Annotated in this window: 19 protein-coding genes; 15 read left to right on the top strand and 4 right to left on the bottom strand. The window is 46.5% G+C overall.

The window, feature by feature from the left end; translation table 11 throughout:
• Positions 1-52: 52 nt before the first annotated feature.
• The 6 genes from GMA8713_RS11090 to GMA8713_RS11065 all read left to right on the top strand — a co-directional run bounded on the left by GMA8713_RS11090 (position 53) and on the right by GMA8713_RS11065 (position 5867).
• Entirely contained in the window at positions 53-1024 is a 972-nt protein-coding gene (locus tag GMA8713_RS11090) for a tripartite tricarboxylate transporter substrate binding protein (RefSeq protein WP_422615198.1), read from the top strand.
• A 132-nt stretch (positions 1025-1156) separates the two neighbouring features.
• Positions 1157-1630, top strand: coding sequence for a tripartite tricarboxylate transporter TctB family protein (locus GMA8713_RS11085; protein ID WP_062709334.1), 474 nt, complete (start codon positions 1157-1159; stop codon positions 1628-1630).
• Between the two features lie 4 nt (positions 1631-1634).
• Positions 1635-3188 (top strand): tripartite tricarboxylate transporter permease, encoded by a 1554-nt coding sequence (locus GMA8713_RS11080; protein WP_062709333.1) that lies wholly within the window; start codon positions 1635-1637, stop codon positions 3186-3188.
• A gap of 11 nt (positions 3189-3199) precedes the next feature.
• Positions 3200-4402: a CaiB/BaiF CoA transferase family protein gene (locus GMA8713_RS11075; RefSeq protein ID WP_062709329.1), complete on the top strand. Its 1203-nt coding sequence runs from the start codon at positions 3200-3202 to the stop codon at positions 4400-4402.
• Positions 4399-5244, top strand: coding sequence for a citryl-CoA lyase (locus GMA8713_RS11070; RefSeq protein ID WP_062709326.1), 846 nt, complete (start codon positions 4399-4401; stop codon positions 5242-5244). The genes GMA8713_RS11075 and GMA8713_RS11070 overlap by 4 nt, the downstream gene beginning before the upstream one ends.
• Positions 5245-5477: 233 nt before the next feature.
• Positions 5478-5867 carry a hypothetical protein gene (locus GMA8713_RS11065; RefSeq protein WP_062661732.1) on the top strand — a complete coding sequence of 130 codons (390 nt, stop codon included), beginning with the start codon at positions 5478-5480 and terminating at the stop codon, positions 5865-5867.
• A 41-nt stretch (positions 5868-5908) separates the two neighbouring features.
• Here GMA8713_RS11065 and GMA8713_RS11060 read toward each other — a convergent pair whose 3' ends face one another.
• Entirely contained in the window at positions 5909-6100 is a 192-nt protein-coding gene (locus tag GMA8713_RS11060) for a hypothetical protein (protein WP_062709323.1), read from the bottom strand.
• Between the two features lie 187 nt (positions 6101-6287).
• On the opposite strand from GMA8713_RS11060, the gene GMA8713_RS11055 reads away from it, so the two are divergent.
• The 5 genes from GMA8713_RS11055 (at position 6288) to GMA8713_RS11035 (ending at position 9239) form a co-directional block, all read left to right on the top strand.
• Positions 6288-6983 (top strand): glutathione S-transferase family protein, encoded by a 696-nt coding sequence (locus GMA8713_RS11055; protein ID WP_062709320.1) that lies wholly within the window; start codon positions 6288-6290, stop codon positions 6981-6983.
• Between the two features lie 81 nt (positions 6984-7064).
• A complete protein-coding gene (gene sigZ / locus GMA8713_RS11050) occupies positions 7065-7616 on the top strand; it encodes an RNA polymerase sigma factor SigZ (protein WP_062709317.1) in 552 nt (183 codons plus the stop codon).
• A 133-nt stretch (positions 7617-7749) separates the two neighbouring features.
• Positions 7750-8145: a GFA family protein gene (locus GMA8713_RS11045; protein WP_062709313.1), complete on the top strand. Its 396-nt coding sequence runs from the start codon at positions 7750-7752 to the stop codon at positions 8143-8145.
• Positions 8146-8161: 16 nt separating this feature from the next.
• Positions 8162-8908: a metallophosphoesterase family protein gene (locus tag GMA8713_RS11040; protein ID WP_062709310.1), complete on the top strand. Its 747-nt coding sequence runs from the start codon at positions 8162-8164 to the stop codon at positions 8906-8908.
• 43 nt (positions 8909-8951) lie between these two features.
• Positions 8952-9239, top strand: coding sequence for a hypothetical protein (locus tag GMA8713_RS11035; protein WP_062709307.1), 288 nt, complete (start codon positions 8952-8954; stop codon positions 9237-9239).
• 36 nt (positions 9240-9275) lie between these two features.
• On the opposite strand, the gene GMA8713_RS11030 is transcribed toward GMA8713_RS11035, so the two are convergent.
• On the bottom strand, positions 9276-10976 hold the full coding sequence (locus GMA8713_RS11030; RefSeq protein WP_062709304.1) for a mechanosensitive ion channel family protein: 1701 nt from the start codon (positions 10974-10976) through the stop codon (positions 9276-9278).
• Positions 10977-11351: 375 nt separating this feature from the next.
• Here GMA8713_RS11030 and GMA8713_RS11025 point away from each other — a divergent pair, with 375 nt between their 5' ends.
• The 3 genes from GMA8713_RS11025 (at position 11352) to GMA8713_RS11015 (ending at position 13581) form a co-directional block, all read left to right on the top strand.
• Positions 11352-12152, top strand: coding sequence for a ParA family protein (locus GMA8713_RS11025; protein ID WP_062709302.1), 801 nt, complete (start codon positions 11352-11354; stop codon positions 12150-12152).
• Between the two features lie 68 nt (positions 12153-12220).
• Complete coding sequence (locus tag GMA8713_RS11020) at positions 12221-12862, top strand: hypothetical protein (protein WP_062709299.1); 642 nt, start codon at positions 12221-12223, stop codon at positions 12860-12862.
• Positions 12856-13581 (top strand): DUF3307 domain-containing protein, encoded by a 726-nt coding sequence (locus GMA8713_RS11015; protein ID WP_084387708.1) that lies wholly within the window; start codon positions 12856-12858, stop codon positions 13579-13581. Before GMA8713_RS11020 ends, GMA8713_RS11015 begins: the two co-directional genes overlap by 7 nt.
• A 50-nt stretch (positions 13582-13631) precedes the next feature.
• On the opposite strand, the gene GMA8713_RS11010 is transcribed toward GMA8713_RS11015, so the two are convergent.
• A complete protein-coding gene (locus GMA8713_RS11010; RefSeq protein ID WP_062709292.1) occupies positions 13632-14594 on the bottom strand; it encodes a TerC/Alx family metal homeostasis membrane protein in 963 nt (320 codons plus the stop codon).
• 488 nt (positions 14595-15082) lie between these two features.
• Between GMA8713_RS11010 and GMA8713_RS11005 the strand changes: the two genes are divergently transcribed.
• On the top strand, positions 15083-16591 hold the full coding sequence (locus tag GMA8713_RS11005) for a phospholipase D family protein (RefSeq protein WP_062709289.1): 1509 nt from the start codon (positions 15083-15085) through the stop codon (positions 16589-16591).
• A 170-nt stretch (positions 16592-16761) separates the two neighbouring features.
• Here the strand turns inward: GMA8713_RS11005 and GMA8713_RS11000 are convergent, their stop codons facing one another.
• Positions 16762-17679 carry a helix-turn-helix transcriptional regulator gene (locus tag GMA8713_RS11000; protein ID WP_062709286.1) on the bottom strand — a complete coding sequence of 306 codons (918 nt, stop codon included), beginning with the start codon at positions 17677-17679 and terminating at the stop codon, positions 16762-16764.
• Positions 17680-17685 lie beyond the last annotated feature (6 nt).

Here is a 17685-nt window from a genome sequence, read left to right as displayed (position 1 = left end):
CTAACTCGTCCAAAGGACGGAACGACACGAGGAAAAACCTATGATTTCTAAACTGTTCGCCAAAAAACGTTCTATCGTTGCAGCTTTGGCGCTCACATCTGCACTGAGTGCGGGACTGGCTAACGCTGCCGTAGATGAAATTCACTTCCTAATCCCTGGTGGTGCAGGTGGTGGCTGGGATGGTACTGCACGTGGTACCGGTGAAGCACTGTCTAAAGCAGGTCTGGTTGAGACTGTTTCTTATGAAAACCTGTCCGGTGGTGGCGGTGGTAAAGCGATTGCGCACTTGATTGAAACTGCTGATCAAGCCGACAACACACTGATGGTGAATTCAACCCCGATCGTTATTCGCTCACTTTCCAAAGTTTTCCCTCAGTCTTTTCGTGACCTGACGCCGATCGCGGCAACGATTGGTGATTATGCCGCTTTTGTGGTGCCAACCAGTTCCGAATACAAAACCTTCGCAGACGTTTTGGCAGACTACAAAGAAAACCCACGTTCTATTGCGATCGCAGGTGGTTCTGCGCGAGGCAGCATGGACCACTTGGTTGCTGCTCAAGCATTCAAAGCAGCCGGTGGCGATCCGAAGAAACTGAAATACGTCGCTTACGATGCAGGTGGTAAAGCAATGGCAGGCATCCTGTCAGGTGAAGCACAACTGCTGTCTACCGGTTTCTCAGAAGCACTGGCACTCAAAGATGCGGGTGAAGTTCGCATTCTAGCAATGACAGGCCCAGAGCGCTCTTCAGCAGCTGCGGATGTGCCAACCCTGAAAGAACTTGGCGTTGATGCAGAATTCACTAACTGGCGTGGTTTCTTTGCAGCACCGGGTTTGTCTGATGCACAAGCTGATGAATACGCCGCAGTACTGGAAAAAATGTATTCAACAGACGAATGGGCTGAAGTTCGTGACCGCAACGGTTGGATCGAAATCTTCAAGCCTCGTGCTGAGTTCGTGACTTTCCTTGAAGGTCAGGAGCAAGAAGTTGGTGCACTGATGAAAGAGCTTGGCTTCCTGCGCTAAGTCTCTACGAAAAGGGCTCGGTTCCCCGAGCCCTGATTCAATTGGTCAAATGACCCTTAGGCCTATGGATAAGGCCTTATCGCTTTTCAAGGCGGATACTGCCGTCTTATTTTGCAGTTCAAGGAGTGTCACATGGTTGTCACTAAAGACCATATCGGTGGTCTCATATTTCTCTTTCTTTCAGTGGCATACGGCTACTACGCTCGTCAAATTCCTATGCTGCCCGGTGACGAATACGAACCTTTCCACGCTCAGACTTTGCCTATTGCCTTATCTTCCATGGGTGTCATTTTGGGCGTGCTTATGCTGGTCACAGGCCGCAGCGACGCTGGGGCGAAGTTGTCTCTCGCGGGTCTGGATTTCCTGTTGGTGGCGAAACTGCTGGCGCTGATTGTTGCGTTCGCTTTTGCGCTTGAGTGGGTCGGCTTCCTGCTTTCTACCATTTTCTTTCTGGTTGTCGGTTACTGGATTCTTGGTGAGCGTCGTCCTAGAACTTTGTTCATCGCGTCTGTACCGTTTGCTGTGGGTATCTGGTTTGTACTGGCAAAGCTGCTAGACATCTATCTCGCGCCGGGACGCGCGTTTACCCAGTTGTTCGGAGGTTAAGGCTATGTGGGAAGGAATCGCGACGGGCTTAAGCACCGCAACTATGCCTTTTAACATTATGATGGTTGTTGTAGGCTGTTTTGCCGGTACCTTCATCGGCATGCTGCCGGGTCTTGGGCCCATTTCTGCAGTCGCACTCATGATCCCGATCACTTATGGTCTGGACCCTGCGTCTGGCATCATCTTGATGGCTGGCGTTTATTACGGTGCCGTGTTTGGCGGCTCTACATCTTCAATTCTGATTAACGCACCAGGTTGTGCAAGTACCGTTGTTACTGCTTTTGACGGATACCCACTTGCTCAACAGCGACAGGCTGGTAAAGCGTTGGCATTGGCTGCGTACTCATCGTTCACTGGCGGTACGATTGGTGCAATTATTCTGCTGTTTGCAGCACCGGCACTTGCAAAAGTCTCTTTGAGTTTCCAGTCAGCAGACTATTTTGCGTTGATGATCCTTGGTTTGACTGCAGTCGCTGCGTTTGCCGGTAAAGGTCAGGTGTTAAAAGCGATGGCAATGACGGTATTCGGTCTGATGATTGCGACCGTGGGTACCGACGTTATCACCGGTGCGCCGCGCTTTACGTTCAACAATATCGACTTGATTGATGGTATTAGCTTCTTACTTTTGGCAATGGCGACTTTTGCGCTAGCGGAAGTGGTGATGACGGTGCTGAAAGGACAGCATAAAGAAGAAGAGCCTGACATGGATATGGCTGCGCTAGGCAGCATGAAGCTGTCAAAAGAAGAAGTGAAAGAGGTAGCGCCAACGGTTGCCCGTTCTTCTATTTTCGGCTTCATCGTTGGTGTGCTTCCGGGTGCTGGAGCGACTATCGCTTCGTTCCTCTCCTATGGTCTGGAGCGTAACCTTGCACCGAAACGCCTGAAAGAGAAGTTTGGTAAAGGGGCATTGCGAGGCCTTGCAGCACCAGAGTCAGCAAACAATGCTGCATCGACGGGTTCATTTGTTCCGCTGCTTACCTTGGGTATTCCGGGTTCAGGTACCACGGCAATCATGCTCGGCGCTTTGATTGCTTACGGCATCCAGCCAGGACCGCGTCTGTTCGTCGATAATCCAGACGTGTTCTGGTCGGTTATCATCTCGATGTACTTTGGCAACATTGTACTGCTTATCCTGAATTTGCCGCTGATCCCATATATCTCACGTTTGTTGGTGATCCCAAGGCCAATACTGATCCCACTCATTCTGTTCTTCTCGATCACAGGTGTGTATCTGGTCAGCTTTAACACCTTCGATATCAATATGATGGTTATCATCACTATTGCGGCGATATTCCTGCGTCTTTTGGACTTCCCAATGGCACCGATGCTTCTCGGCTTTATTCTGGGCGGCATCATGGAAAACAACCTTAGTCGCTCACTGATCATCTCTGATGGCAGCTTGAGCTTCTTATGGGAACGTCCGCTGACACTCACCATCATGTGTATTTCAGTATTTGTGCTGCTACTCCCAGTGATCCGCACAGGTCTGGAAAAGGCAGGGATAGGCGCGTCGAAAAACCAACGCCCGAATGTGCAGGTTGATCGTGGTGACGGATAAGGAACAAGCAAATGAGTACAACCTTATCCAGCTTCCGTGTGCTTGATTTGACCAACGTGTTGGCAGGCCCTTTTGCCTGTCACCAGTTGGCACATATGGGCGCAGATGTTATCAAGGTCGAGGTCCCCGGGAGTGGGGATCTCGCCCGACAATTGGGTGCAGATCCTGACCTCAATGCCAAGAAAATGGGTGTGTCGTTTCTGGCGCAAAATACGGGAAAACGCTCCATTACGCTTAACCTCAAAGACCCTGAAGGAAAAGCGATTTTGAAATCGCTGGTAGAAACCGCAGATGTGTTGGTGGAAAACTTTCGCCCCGGAGTGATGAAACGCTTGGGGTTGGATTATGAAGTGCTGAAAGCTGTCAACCCAAACCTTATCTACTGTGCAATATCAGGCTACGGTGCTGAAGGTCCCATGAAGCACCTTCCCGCTTATGACCAAATCATACAGGGAATGTCAGGTGTGATGTCGATTACCGGCGCGCCGGAAAATGCACCTTACCGAGTCGGTTACCCGATTGCAGACACCATTGGCGGCCTGACCGCTGCTTTTGCGATTTCTTCTGCCTTGGCAGGACGTGCACAAAGTGGCGAAGGCTGTTTCATTGATGTCTCCATGCTGGAATCGACCATGGCGACCATGGGCTGGGTGGTTTCGAATTACTTAGTTGCCAACAAAGACCCCAAACCTATAGGGAACGACAATTTTACCGCCAGTCCTTCAGGTGCATTTAAAACTGCCACGGGCCTTATCAACATCGCGGCCAACAAACAGGAGCAGTTTGAGTCTGTCTGCGATGCGATCAATCAACCCGAACTTAAAATTGACCCGAGATTCTCCGAACGTCAGGCTAGGTTGCAGAACCGTGCGGCACTCACCGAGATTCTAGAAGCTGCGTTTTCGGCGTATCCCGCCGAGTTTTGGGAAGATACCCTGAACAAATTGGGAGTGCCTGCAGGTCGGGTGATGACGGTGCCGGAAGCGCTGGATCTTCCGCAAGTGAAGTTACGCGAATTTGAAGCAGTATTTGAGGATGTTGAAGGAACAAAAGGCGATGTCCATATCGCTCGCCCAGGTTTCCTTGTTGATGGAAAGCGACCCGAAGTCGATATGCCACCACCTGTTTTGAGTGAACACAGCGATATGATCCTTTCTGAGCTTGGTTATAAAGCGAGTGATATTGAACAACTGAAAGAGAAGGGCGTGGTATGAGTATTCGACGCCCTGAATCCGGGCCAGAGAAAGCAGTGGCAGACTGGTGGCGAACAGACATCATTGACATGAAACCGGGTGAAATCAGCTACTACGGTTATCCGATTGAATCCTTGATTGGTAACGTCAGCTTCACACAAATGATCTGGTTGATGACGCAAGGTGAACTACCTTCACCGGAAAAGGCCAAGTTGTTGGATGCAGCCTTGATGTCAGCGGTAGATCATGGACCTCAAGCGCCAAGTATCGCTATTGCCCGCATGGCTTCAACCTGTGGTGTTGGGCTGAATAATGCAATGGCATCTGCGGTAAATGTACTGGGTGATGTTCATGGCGGAGCGGGAGAACAGGCTGTGACCTTCTACCAGATGGTGAATGAAATTGCTGTGTCTAAAAGTTTGTCGATAGAAGAAGCTGTGATCGAAGGTTTGGCAAAACAACGTGAATTGCATGGCAAGTTCATTCCCGGTTTTGGGCATCGTTTCCATCCTGTCGACCCCAGAGCGCCGAGGTTGATGGAACTGGTTGCTGAAGCTAAAGCTGATGGCATCGTTGAAGGGCGTTTTCATTCCATCGCTTTACAGGTGGAAAAACAACTTCTGAAAGAAAAAGGCAAAGCGATACCAATGAACATAGATGGTGCGACAGCGGTTATCTATGGCGAATTAGGTATACCCGCCGAGTTGGCCAGAGGGTTATTTTGTCTTTCCCGATCAGTAGGAATTTTGGCACATGCCTGGGAACAAACTCAGCAAGGTGGCCGCAACAAAGGCCCGATCCCACGTGATCTTCTCTGGACATATGATGGCCACCCCAAACGGGACATGAAAAATAAAGACTAACCCTTGTGATCTCCAGACCCTAGTGTCAACTGAACCTGATAATTTGACATTCTCCTTGTCAAACCTTCACCGCCTTTACGCACATTTAAAGGCGGTTTTTCTTTCTCTAAATATTGAACACTGTTTTATATATTTGTTAGGGTGACTTGTAACTCGATTCAGGTTGTCTTTAATATACTGGCTTAGCAGCGGGTATAGACTGAAATGCTAAGCAATCATCAAGGGAGATCATGATGAATCCATTAAAAACGCTGGTGCTGTCGTTATTGCTTGTATTGCCTTTCGCGGCAAGTGCGGAAGAAGAAAGCAGCTGGGATAAAGCAAAAGAATCGGCAAGTGAAGCTTGGGGCTCAGCCAAAGAAGCAGGTAAAAGCGCTTGGGACGCCACCAAGGAAAAAAGCGAAGAATTACTGAACGGTGCTGAAGAAGGAAGCAGTGACCTCTGGGACAGCGCGAAAGAAAAAAGCTCTGAGCTGTGGAATAAAGGCAAAGAGAAAGGCAGCGAACTGGTCGAGGAAGCAGAAAAGAAAGCCGAAGAAATGCTTGAACCTGAACAAACTGAACCTGCGCCAGTCAAACCTTTAGAGCCAGAAGAGTCTGAAAAATTTAATCAATCAGCCTAAACACATTAAAAGGCATAATGAAAACCATTGTGCCTTCTTTCTTAAATCGCTTTACGAATCCCTTCTAGTTCATCCAGTCTGGCCTCGTGGCCAAGGATTGCATCAGCCTGTTCTGCAGGCGTTTTTAGTTTTTTTAACGCACCATCCAGCATCAAATCCAATGTGTCGATAGATTTTGCACGACGAAAGAAAATCAGCCATTCAGTGCGATTTTTAGGCAAGGCTTGAGACATGAAACTCCATTTATATATTTGGGTTTTATAATAAGAGCATTTTAGCAAAGTTTGTTAAAAGAGAGTAACGAAGTCACTTCTTTAATCTGATAACAAATAGAGACTTTAAAAAAGTTTTGCGAAATCTTCGTCTTTTTCTTTTCAGCTTCGTCTTATAGGTAAAGTCCCTAATAGAAGAAGCATTCTGATGATTAAAGTAGTTAGTTTTAAAATCTGCCCTTTCGTTCAACGTGTAACTGCGTTGCTGGAAGCTAAGGAAATCCCCTATGAGATTGAATATATCAGCCTAAAGGATAAACCTGGCTGGTTTTTGGAAATCTCCCCAAATGGACAGGTTCCTTTGCTTATCACCGATAGTGGTGTGGCTTTGTTCGAGTCTGATGCCATCGTTGAATACATCGAAGATGAATTCGGACCTTTGCAAGACAAGTTGAGTAACGAAGATAAAGCGGTGCAGCGCGCATGGAGCTATCTGGGTACCAAACACTACCTGATGCAGTGCGGCACCATGAGCAGCAAAGATAAAGCGACCTTTGATGAAAGGGCAAGTAAGTTACAATTGGTTTTCCAGAAAGCTGAGAAGCAACTGACAGGTGACACGCGATTCTTTGACTCAAACACGCTAGGCAAAGTTGATGTTGCTTGGTTACCGCTCTTGCATCGCGCTGCGATTATTAAAGAAAAGGCCGGATATGACTTCCTATGTGGTCTGCCAAAGATGCAGGCATGGCAGCACGCTGTTTTAGAAACAGGTTATGCCGTGAAGTCAGTATCATCGGACTTTGTTGAACGATTCAGCGATTTCTACCTTAAAAACACCTATCTTGGTGAAGGTAAAGATGTGGCGGCTAGTCAGTGCGGATCGTCAAGCTGCTGCGGTTAAGCGATTTAACTTTAAAAAGAAATACACTTGGCTGGTGGGAGACATTCCATCAGTCAATTTCCGTTTATTTAAGAGTGAGCAATGACAACAGAAGCTATTTGGTCTGAGTATCAGACAAGTCTTAAAGCCTTTATTCGTAGCAAAGTCAGCAATCCGGACGATGCGGAGGATTTGCTGCAGGACATACTGGTGAAGACGTATACCAGCCTGCCTTCATTGCATGAGCGCAGTAAGTTAAAGCCTTGGCTGTTTCAGATAGCGAACAATGCCATCATCGATTTCTATCGGAGAAAAAGGTTCGACAGCAATGATAGTGATGAGGTCGGTAACGAACTCTGGCTGGATGAAGAGTCGCCTTCTGTTGTCCAAGATCTTACCAAATGTATTCTCCCATTTTTACATGGTTTGTCTGAGAGTGAGGCTGAATTGCTAAAGGCGATTGAGATAGACGGCGTAAGCCAGAAAGATTACGCGGAAACTCACGATATTAATTATTCAACGTTAAAGTCGCGGTTAAAGAAAAGTCGGCAGAACTTGATGGGCTTATTCAATCAGTGCTGCAAGTTCTCGTTGGACAGCCAAGGCAATCTGCTGGAGTACGAACGTCGGGATGGCAATTGTTCAAAGTGTTAGCGCCTCGGAGAAATAACTGATTTGGGAGTTGAGTGGCGTTTAACGCTCAACCCTCTGTTATTTTTAGAATCAATGCAGTTGAATAAAACGCGTCAAATCAGTTGACCTTAATGCCATGGATGATGAGGTGAGTATGATTCGTAAAGTTGGCCCTACAGAAATAAAAGAAAAGCATAAACTTACTTGTCACTGTGGTGGGGTGGAGTTAGAACTTTTCTTGCCAAATGGTATTGAAAAGCCTCGCCGTTGTGACTGTTCAATTTGCCGCAGAAAAGGGGCCGTGGTGGCTTCTGTTAAATTGGATGGCATTAACATCGTCAAAGGGCAGGAGCTCCTCAAACTGTATACGTTCAACACCCACACAGCAAAACACTATTTTTGTTCAGAGTGTGGTATTTACACACACCACCAGCGTCGCTCAGATCCTTCAGAATATGGCTACAATGTGGGTTGCTTGGAAGGGGTTAATCCCTTTGATTTGGGTGATGTTGTCACCAACGACGGTGTACACCATCCCGCTGACCGCTAGATATAAGGATGTGCCAATGCGTTTAGCTTTGCTTTCGGACATTCACAGCAACGTTTTTGCATTGGATGCAGTGTTGCGTGATATTCGTCGAGAATGTGTTGATGTAATCGTCAATCTTGGTGATATCTTGTACGGACCTATCGCCCCTCGTGATACGTTTAATCTATTGATGCAGAATGAAATTGTCACCATTCGTGGCAATCAGGACAGACAGATTTATGAGGCGCAGGAAGCGGAGATAGCTTCAAACCCGACGATGCAGTTTATTCTGGATGATCTCGGTACAGCGCCCCTTGACTGGATGAAGTCACTGCCACCTACCATACAATTTAATGAGGATATATTTTTCTGCCACGGCACACCGGAAAACGATTTGGTGTACCTGTTGGAAGACGCGTCAAGTGGAAGTCCCGTATTGAGAAGTAACGATGACATTATGGCGTTACTGGCGGGCAATCCAAGCCACCTAATTTGTTGCGGTCATACCCATTTAGCTAGATCAGTTTCGACGCGCAGCAATCAACTCATTGTTAATCCTGGCAGTGTGGGACTTCCTGCCTACAAGGATGACGAACCTTGGGTTCATGCGATGGAAAACTTTAGCCATCATGCCTCTTACGCGATCGTAGAGGGAAGTGGGAGAAGTTGGAGCGTGAACCACAAGCGAATTGATTACGATGTTCGCAAAGCCGTTGAAGCTGCAAAAAGCAGAAATCGTGATGACTGGGTTTCGTTCCTAAGCACAGGACGTGCAGTTAACTGAGCAACGCGATTTCGCCGCCTATTAATCAATTTAGGGGACGTTAATGGCTAACAAATATCAGTTCTTCACCATTCCAAATTCCAACAGACAAAAGTTTACCTATTTGGATATGGCTTCAAACACCTTCCTGGTAGAAAAGGATGCTTTGCTGGCTCAGGGATATGAAGTAGAAGATGACTCGATATATGCAGATTCAGCTCATGAAGCGGTAGAGAAGTACAAATCGAATTACATCCATGCGCTAGAGGAATATAACGCTTCAACCAATCCGTACTACAGCCTGATTCTTATATACAAATGGCTTAAGGGTTTGTTTGTAAAATCCAGATAGAATCTGAAAGCGCCTCGATTGAGGCGCTTTCTCGTTTTAGGCTTCTTTTTCTGCTGGTGAGGGCAATTGACCTGATGCCATATGAAGGTGCACATCCTGTTGTGGGAAAGGGATAGAAATACCTTCATTGTCGAAGCGTATTTTCACTTCTCTCGTCACATCCCAGTAAACATCCCAATAGTCATCGGTCTTGACCCAAGGGCGAACGATAAAATCAACAGAAGAACTGTTGAGTACGTGTAATTTAATCATCGGCTCGGGTGCACGCAGAACAGCAGGATGGTTGCTAATAATGTCAGTCAGTACCTTTTCTACATATTCCACGTCATCACTGTAGCTAACGCCGAAAACCATATCGACACGTCGAACCCTTTCATGGGTCACGTTTTTAATCACGTCGCCCCAGATCTTGCTGTTTGGCACAATAATGATTTGGTTATCAAAGGTTTTGATGGTGGTGTTTACCAAGCTCATATGGCTCACCTTACCCTCAACGCCACCAGCCTGAACAAAATCCCCGACATCAAACGGGCGATAAATCAAAAGCATCATGCCTGCTGCGAAGTTAGAGAGTGTATCTTGCAGAGCGAAACCGACGATAACACCAGCGATACCAAAACCCGTTAGAATAGGTGTAAGGTTCAGACCAATCTGGGATAGGGCGATCAGAATACCAATAAACCAAACGGCTTTAGCGGACATAGAGATGAAAAAGTCCTGCATTAATACCGAGAACTTGAGGTTCTTCGCCGCCACTGCTTTCTTCACAACTTTGCGCGTCAGGTTCGCGATTTGTCGGGCAATAAGCAGAATGATCAAAAAGACGAAGAGCTGGAAAATATGTTGTGGCGCATTTTCAACAAACCAATTCCAGAACTTGCTTGACCAGGTCTTAACGATCGATAGAAGTACGTCACCACTCAGCAAATCCTGCGTCACACTGCCGGTCGCTTCAAAGTAAAGGCGTTTGTATTCTGCCGTTTCAAGGCCGACTCTGTCTGAAAGGTCAATCATCACAGAAAGACTGTGGGTGGTGATCGCCATACGACGTTGGGTGATGAGCTGCCTGAGCTGTATTGCGGCTTTTTCAGATTCCGGCGCGACTTTCAATTGGGCTTCATCCACGCTCAGTTGTTGGCGAAGGTATTCGACGTTGGCAGCAATTTGCTCGGTTCGACGGCTAATTTCTTTTTTAAAAGCCTCTTCTGCCGCCGGGTCGATAGCATTGAGTATTTTCAGCCAGTCGATGTTCTGTGCTTGCTCTTCGTACATGCTGTCGAGGTATTTACGGGATTCTTCGTATTCTGACAGAATGGCGAACTTGTCCTCGCTTTTTGCTTCGCTCAGTTGTGCGGAAAGTTTGGAAGTACGTTCTATTAGGTATTTTACCCCTTGCTCCGCGTAACTCTGTTGCTGTTTGATTTCTTTGATCAGAAATGGTCGGTCAAAGCTGTCATTTTCTACGCCGCTGGCGATGATTGAACGCAACTCCTCATTCTTCTGAAACATTTGAAGTTGCAGTGCCAACTTATCTTCGCCACTGGCTTTGGCTTGTAGCTCAACAAGATCACTGAGTTCACTATTTAGATTGTTGACTTTAGATTCCCACTGACTGGCTGCACTTGCTGTCTCAGTGGAGAGAGAGGCTGTTTCAGCGCTTGCAAAGCTGGCAAGTGAAGACGAAAAAAGAAGGAGTAATAAAGGCAAAGTTGATGCGGTACGCCAACGGGGGATCATGAAGGTCTCTCCAACGTAATAATTATTGATTAGGTAGTATGGCACTTAGGATTCATGCAAGCACTGTATGTCTCTCTCACATTTGAAGATTTTCCCAAATATCCCAAACCTTTTGAAAATTAGAGCCTTTCTTTGTTATTGCTTTGTTTAGTGCAAGGTAGGTCTTGGGCAAATATTCAGGGTTGTCAGATATCTGAATTCGATAGTTTCGTATTCACCATTCACCATTCACCATTCACTATGTGTCTGCCGTCCGCTGTTTCTGGGTATATTCGAGACACATCTTCACTTTTTCTTTTGCTGGTCTTGTTAAGCTACTGGTTGAGTATGCACAGTTCGTAGTCGTGCTGTTTCAAACCATTGGAAGGGAAAACGATGCGAAGAATCATCTTCAATCAGAAGGGCGGTGTAGGTAAGTCCAGTATTTCGGTTAACCTTGCAGCGTTAAGTGCGGCAAGTGGCAAGAAAACTCTGCTTATTGACCTCGATATTCAGGGTAACAGCAGCCACTATCTGGGTGTTGATATCAACGCGAAGAACGATAGAACGATAGCTGATCTTCTCGACCAAACTGTTTCCTGGTTTTCTGTATCAACCCCAATCAAAAACTTTCCCCAAGCAACAGCTTACGAAAACCTCGATATCATTCCTTCAAGCCCGAGGCTTGCTACCTTAGAGCCTGAGCTGGAGCGGCGATACAAGATTTACAAACTACGTGATGCGTTAGATGAGCTCGAAAAAGAATATGATCGCATTTATATCGATACGCCACCCAATCTCAATTTCTACAGTAAAGCGGGCCTGATTGCCGCCCATAAACTGCTGATCCCATTTGATTGCGATAGCTTCTCCCACCAGGCACTGTTGACCTTGATGGACAACCTTGCCGAGCTGCGTGATGATCACAACCGCAAGCTGATGCTGGAAGGGGTGGTGGTCAACATGTTCAACGCGCAGGCGAAGTTCCCAGGGCAAATCATCGAGAATGTGAGAGAGTTAGGTTTGCCGTTGCTGGAGCCTTTTATTCCGCAATCGGTCAAAATGAAAGAGTCGCATTACCACCAAAAGCCACTCATGCATTTTGCGCCTAAACACAAGCTATCCGAGAGCTTTCAGGCGTTATACGACCAATTAGAAAGCTCAGAAGAAGAGCCATTACGCGATAAAACAGCGTAACCTTTGACAAAGTTACACAAAGGCGTAACATTTAGTTATGTTACTTATTTATGTAACTTGGAGGTTGCATGAGCATCAGTATAGCTGGCGTGATCACCGGGGATTTAGTCGGTTCAACAGAAATGGAAGAAACACTGCGTCGCCGATGCATAGAAGCGATTGAACAGTGCTTTTCTGTATTTGGAGAATCCGCGAAAGGCGAAATCTACCGGGGTGACGCATTTCAAATATACACGGTTGAGCCTGCATCACTGGTGAAGATGGCAATCATACTAAGACTTTCCTTGTTATCGCTGGGACAGGATGCCAGATTGTCATTGTCTGTAGCAGAAGCCACCGAGCGAGAGCTACCCGTTCGTATATCGAATAACTCCGAGGCATTTACGCTGTCAGGCAGAAATTTGGATGCGATGAAAAGTACCAGATTGGCCTTTTCTGCGGACAGTGAACCTTTCACCAGCGATGTGAAAATCGTCTTGTCTTTTCTTGATGATCATTTGAGCCAAATGACGGCGAAAATGGCACGAGCTTTATTACTCTGGCTCGATAATCCATCAAAGCAGCATGCTGAACTGGCTGAGAATTTCGGTGTAAGTCGAAGTGCATTCACAAGAATTATCAACCGTGCCAATTATGTACGTATTGACGAAACACTCAGATGGTATGCTGACAGGCTGATTAGATATCAAAGGAATGGAATGTTTTGCTGACCTTAATACTCGTTCTGGTGGTCATCCACATATTCTCTGAGTTTTATCTTTTCCCAATCATGGAATCCAAGCGGAAAGGGTTATTTCTGGTGACTGTATTGCAGGCAGGCTTAGCGTTTGTCGCATTCACTGCTGTGGTAGCATCAATCCTGACCGTTTTCATCGCGACGTTCGCGTTAGCTGTCCAATATCTGGTGCTCAGCTACTGTATGACCATGCCTGCTGAAAGGCTTCGCGGTATGTTGCTCAAGTTTACCCTGCATATTGTTCTTATTTCACTTATTACTGCTTTTGCTGTGAATCCTGATCAGCGGCATATTGCATGGGAAGCAATGGTGTCCGTCAAATGGCAGACTTTGCTATGTTGGACCTTGGCTTATCTGCTTGCTCTCAAACCGTCTTCTTCAGCCATTGCTTTGATTTTGCAGAATTGGGCACAAGAACTAACCGCAACCGAAGATGCAGCTTCAAACCGCCCATTGAAGGAAGCAGGTACCTTCATTGGCTATTTTGAACGGACACTGATTGTGACTTTTGTGCTTTGGGGTCAATTGCCCGGGGTCGCTTTGGTATTAGCTGCCAAGTCGGTTTTTCGGTTTGGGGATCTGAAAGATCATGGAAGTAGGATGTTCACAGAATATGTGATGCTAGGGACATTCGCGAGCGCTATGTTTGGCATAGGTTGTGGTTTGCTCGGAGACTATCTCGGTAAGCTTTAACAAACTGACTTATAGAAATAAGGCACCTTGAGAGTGCCTTGTTTTGATTGTTAGTGTGCCAATTTTTCTACCTGACGTTGTTTCCAGATAGATGCACCAATACCAATCGCCAGTGAGCTGACAATCACACCCAGAGACACGGGCGTTGCGATAGCGAACGGCGTGTCAATAAGCAGCATTTTTACACCGATAAAGCACAGCATGAATGCCAGCGTATGGTGCAGATAAGCAAACTTGTTCAGCATACCGCCCAGCACAAAGTAAAGAGAGCGAAGGCCTAGCAGAGCGAATACGTTAGCTGCCAGTACCAGGTAGGGTTCTTGAGTTACAGCGAAAATCGCAGGGATAGAATCCAGTGCGAACATCACGTCGGTCATGGCAATCACCATCACCACTACCAGCATTGGGGTAGCAAGGATACCCACCGCATCGCGGATGAACAGCTTATTGCCATGGTAATCCGGGCTAACACGCAGGAAGCGTTTTACCAACCGTACCGCAAAGCTGTCTGAGAACGACTCGTTATCTTCACCATGCTGACGCCACATTTGTACGCCGGTCCAGATCAGGAAGAAACCGAACAGATACAAAATGACGTGGAACTGGGCAATCAACGGCGCGCCCAGTGATATCATAATACCGCGAAGGATAAGGGCGCCCACAATTCCCAACATCAGAATGCGGGGAACATTTTTCTCTGGCACTTTGAATTGGGCAAAGATCAGCGCAAAGACAAACAGGTTGTCGACACTGAGTGACTTTTCAAGCAGGTAACCGGTGACAAATGACGTCGCCGCTTCACCATTGGTTAAGCCACTGCTTGGTGCCATGTACGGCCAGAAAAAATAAATCGCTGCAGCGAAGGCAAACGCCAGCGCAAACCAGAAAACACTCCACACAGCAGCACTACGGAAACTGATTTTTCCGCGGGTCAGTAGCAAGTCGATGCCGAGCATCAGAAGTGTGAGAACTAACAGGCCTTCATAACCTGAGAAAAGTTCGCTTAGGAACATGGTACCTCCAGCATGCGGAGGTTGCAGGAGAGGGGGATCGCCTAACCAACCGCACAGCTAAAAACGAAAGTTAAAGCAAGTGTGTGCGTTGGTCTTGTCAAAACACTCTGTGTGAATGTTCTCGCGTGCCGGAAGCAATAAGCTACGGGATGACGACAGCGCGACGAAGTGACTACTCCCCAAAACGCCGCCATAGTAGTGCTTTTTCTCTAAATTAAAAACAAAAATCTTTGGGAACTTTATTTGTCTGTTTCGCTATCATCACTTTTCCCGCATGGGCGGCTTAAAGAAAAACACCCAGTCAACAGCCCCTAGCATCACCAAAAGAGTAAAGGCCGAGACGCTGTACAAAAGTTGCTTAAGGTCAGTGCGTTATTGAAGTGGCAAGAAGTGACAACAACCACCCCTTTGTGTATGTTCAATAAGTGGTTAAGAATCAGACTAAATGGACATAGAATCAGTTGGCAATCTCCTCGATTAAAATCAGTATGCTTTCGTTATCCTTCCTACTCTTAGGCTGCGATACTCCACCAGATAGCGTGCCACTGTCTCAGAAAAACCATTGTGATGGGCAATCCAAGATAGAGCGTCAACCCCTCTCATCCTACTTAGCACCTTACGAAGATGAACTTAGCGCTAAAACTGGCGTTTATGTTCTCGAGCAGGGCGCTGAAGCTATGATGTCGCGGGCTTGGCTGACCGAAAGCGCAGAGAAATCGATAGATATTCAGTACTTTATCTTTTCCGTGGACAACATAGGGCTGATTGCGAGTGATATGCTGGTTAAAGCGGCTGAGCGAGGCGTAAAAGTCCGTGTTCTTGTCGATGACCTTATGATAGAAGCCCGCGGTGACGAACTGCTTATTCTGGCCGGTCATGAAAACATAGAGATCAAGATATACAACCCCAATGTGAATATCGGAAAAAACCTCGCCGAAAAAATCAAAGTACTGCTGACCGATTTCCATGGTTTGAACCAAAGAATGCACAACAAAATTTTTGTGGTGGATAATCAAGTGGCCATTACTGGCGGGCGCAATATCGCCGACGAATATTTTGGCTTCGATCATGCCTATAACTTCAGAGACAGAGACGTATTCTTGGCAGGCAAAGAAGTTAAGTCGCTGACAACCTCTTTTGAAGAATATTGGCAACATGATTTAAGCGTTAGCGTTGAGAAGCTTTTCCCTGAAGACGCTTTCTCCACCAACCCTGATTTCTCTCGTCTACATGCTTATGCATGCAACCCCGAAAACTTTAATCCTGAAATTCGCGCTGAAATCGAGAAAGTGCCTGAGACATTTCGCCATCTCGAAAAGCAAGGTAAGTTTCGGTTTATTGAAGATGTGGAATATGTATACGATAAACCGGGCAAGAATGATAAGCGTGCGTTCCTTAGTGGTGGCAGTATTACTCAGGATAAACTGGTTGAACTCGCTGACAGTGCAAAAGACAGCATTCTTATCCAAACCCCGTATTTAGTAACAACAGCGCGTGACAGGGTATTTTTAAAGGAGCTTGTCGGACGCGGTATCTCGATAAAAATCCTCACTAACAGCCTTGCATCTAATGACAACTTGGAGGCGTTTAGCGGTTATCAAAGAGACCGAAAAGCACTGCTGGATACCGGTGTCGAGATCTACGAATTTAAACCTGATGCGAAGGTAAGACAGCGGGTGATGACAGAGCATATGGTTAAGCGGTTACCTTCCCAACCCATCTTTGGACTTCATGCAAAGACCATGACTATCGATAATCATACGACTGTCATTGGCACCTACAACCTTGACCCAAGAAGCGCAAATCTGAATACCGAGAGCATTACCATCATAAGTTCTGCGCCAATCACAGAGAATGTTCGCCGAGCGATGGAAGTAGAGTTAGAACCTGAGAATGCTTGGAGGATTACCGAAGAATTCAACCCGGACGATACGGTGTCGACATCTAAACAATTAAAGGTAAAGCTGCGCAGAATTGTGCCTAAAGACATCCTTTAATGTTGTTTCTACATGGGATCAAATTCAACACCTAAAGCACCTCAGTTCATGAGGTGCTTTTTATCGGGCTAGCCAATAAGATGAACGAAAATTTCAGCTCGCAACTGGCTTCGCTTCTGCTTTTTAAGAACAGCTCATAGCGATAAACTGCCATATCTACTTATCAGTGTTTATGGTAGAGCTGATTTATTTTCTCCATTAGCCAGAAGTTCTCTCCGCGCATCTTTAGGTAAAATGCTGAACTGTTTCTTGAAGGCGGCACTGAAATGACTGACGTTACTGTAGCCAAGGGTAACGGCCGTTTCGGTGACGTTTGATTGCCTTAATAGTTCGAGCGCTTTCTTCATCCGCTCTTGTTGGAAGCATGCATAAATACTTGTATTAAATAAGATTTTAAAGCCACGTTTTAACTTGCATTGGTTCAGGCCAACTAAGCTGGCTATTTCTGCAATCGTAGGGGGCTCGCTTAAATCTCTCAACAAATAACGCTTGGCTGCTTCTAACTGATGCTTTTCCCTATTATTGAAACTGCAATGGCAAACTGGGTCATTACAGGCTTCGAGACTCCAATGAATGTAGCTAAGTACCGCCGCGTGAAGTAGTAACTTTCTTTGGGGGGACTCATTCATTAGTGTGGCAATATTCAGGGCGGCCGAAACTATTTTGGGATTTTTTCCAACAGCTTTAACGAAGAAAGAAGTATCACTCCACCAGCTATCCTGGAGTAGCTGTTCACCCGCAATTTCCTGAAGGAGTTTAGGAGTAATCATAACAGCTAGATTACAAAACTCGGTTGGCCGTGGCATATGAAACTCTTCGCCATCAGAAAAACCTATGGTGACCTCACCTTCCCGCAGATGAATGTTGATGTTACGGACTCGGGCCTTAAACTCTCCCTGTAGTAGGCAATTTAAGTGAACGTATTCGCTGTCCCCAGGGAAAGTGCAAGGTGTTGAAGGTGCGTCTGAGCGCGAAATACATACAGCGAGGCCTGACATTACCTCGACGAAATTAACTGATTCTTCTTCCTCTTGATGATGTTTTTCTGTCACATCCCTCTCTTTCAAGAGATGACTAACCGAACTCATTTGCCT

The sequence above is a fragment of the Grimontia marina genome (assembly GCF_900060185.1).
GTDB classification, from domain to species: Bacteria; Pseudomonadota; Gammaproteobacteria; order Enterobacterales; family Vibrionaceae; genus Enterovibrio; species Enterovibrio marinus.
This window is presented reverse-complemented; position numbering and strand designations above follow the sequence as displayed.

Bases quoted from the DNA above. Each gene is read 5' to 3' on its own strand.
- GMA8713_RS11085 (WP_062709334.1), top strand. From the start codon at position 1,157: ATGGTTGTCACTAAAGACCATATCGGTGGTCTCATATTTCTCTTTCTT.
- GMA8713_RS11080 (WP_062709333.1), top strand. From the start codon at position 1,635: ATGTGGGAAGGAATCGCGACGGGCTTAAGCACCGCAACTATGCCTTTT.
- GMA8713_RS11075 (WP_062709329.1), top strand. From the start codon at position 3,200: ATGAGTACAACCTTATCCAGCTTCCGTGTGCTTGATTTGACCAACGTG.
- GMA8713_RS11070 (WP_062709326.1), top strand. From the start codon at position 4,399: ATGAGTATTCGACGCCCTGAATCCGGGCCAGAGAAAGCAGTGGCAGAC.
- GMA8713_RS11065 (WP_062661732.1), top strand. From the start codon at position 5,478: ATGAATCCATTAAAAACGCTGGTGCTGTCGTTATTGCTTGTATTGCCT.
- GMA8713_RS11060 (WP_062709323.1), bottom strand. From the start codon at position 6,100: ATGTCTCAAGCCTTGCCTAAAAATCGCACTGAATGGCTGATTTTCTTT.
- GMA8713_RS11055 (WP_062709320.1), top strand. From the start codon at position 6,288: ATGATTAAAGTAGTTAGTTTTAAAATCTGCCCTTTCGTTCAACGTGTA.
- sigZ (WP_062709317.1), top strand. From the start codon at position 7,065: ATGACAACAGAAGCTATTTGGTCTGAGTATCAGACAAGTCTTAAAGCC.
- GMA8713_RS11045 (WP_062709313.1), top strand. From the start codon at position 7,750: ATGATTCGTAAAGTTGGCCCTACAGAAATAAAAGAAAAGCATAAACTT.
- GMA8713_RS11040 (WP_062709310.1), top strand. From the start codon at position 8,162: ATGCGTTTAGCTTTGCTTTCGGACATTCACAGCAACGTTTTTGCATTG.
- GMA8713_RS11035 (WP_062709307.1), top strand. From the start codon at position 8,952: ATGGCTAACAAATATCAGTTCTTCACCATTCCAAATTCCAACAGACAA.
- GMA8713_RS11030 (WP_062709304.1), bottom strand. From the start codon at position 10,976: ATGATCCCCCGTTGGCGTACCGCATCAACTTTGCCTTTATTACTCCTT.
- GMA8713_RS11025 (WP_062709302.1), top strand. From the start codon at position 11,352: ATGCGAAGAATCATCTTCAATCAGAAGGGCGGTGTAGGTAAGTCCAGT.
- GMA8713_RS11020 (WP_062709299.1), top strand. From the start codon at position 12,221: ATGAGCATCAGTATAGCTGGCGTGATCACCGGGGATTTAGTCGGTTCA.
- GMA8713_RS11010 (WP_062709292.1), bottom strand. From the start codon at position 14,594: ATGTTCCTAAGCGAACTTTTCTCAGGTTATGAAGGCCTGTTAGTTCTC.
- GMA8713_RS11005 (WP_062709289.1), top strand. From the start codon at position 15,083: ATGCTTTCGTTATCCTTCCTACTCTTAGGCTGCGATACTCCACCAGAT.
- GMA8713_RS11000 (WP_062709286.1), bottom strand. From the start codon at position 17,679: ATGAGTTCGGTTAGTCATCTCTTGAAAGAGAGGGATGTGACAGAAAAA.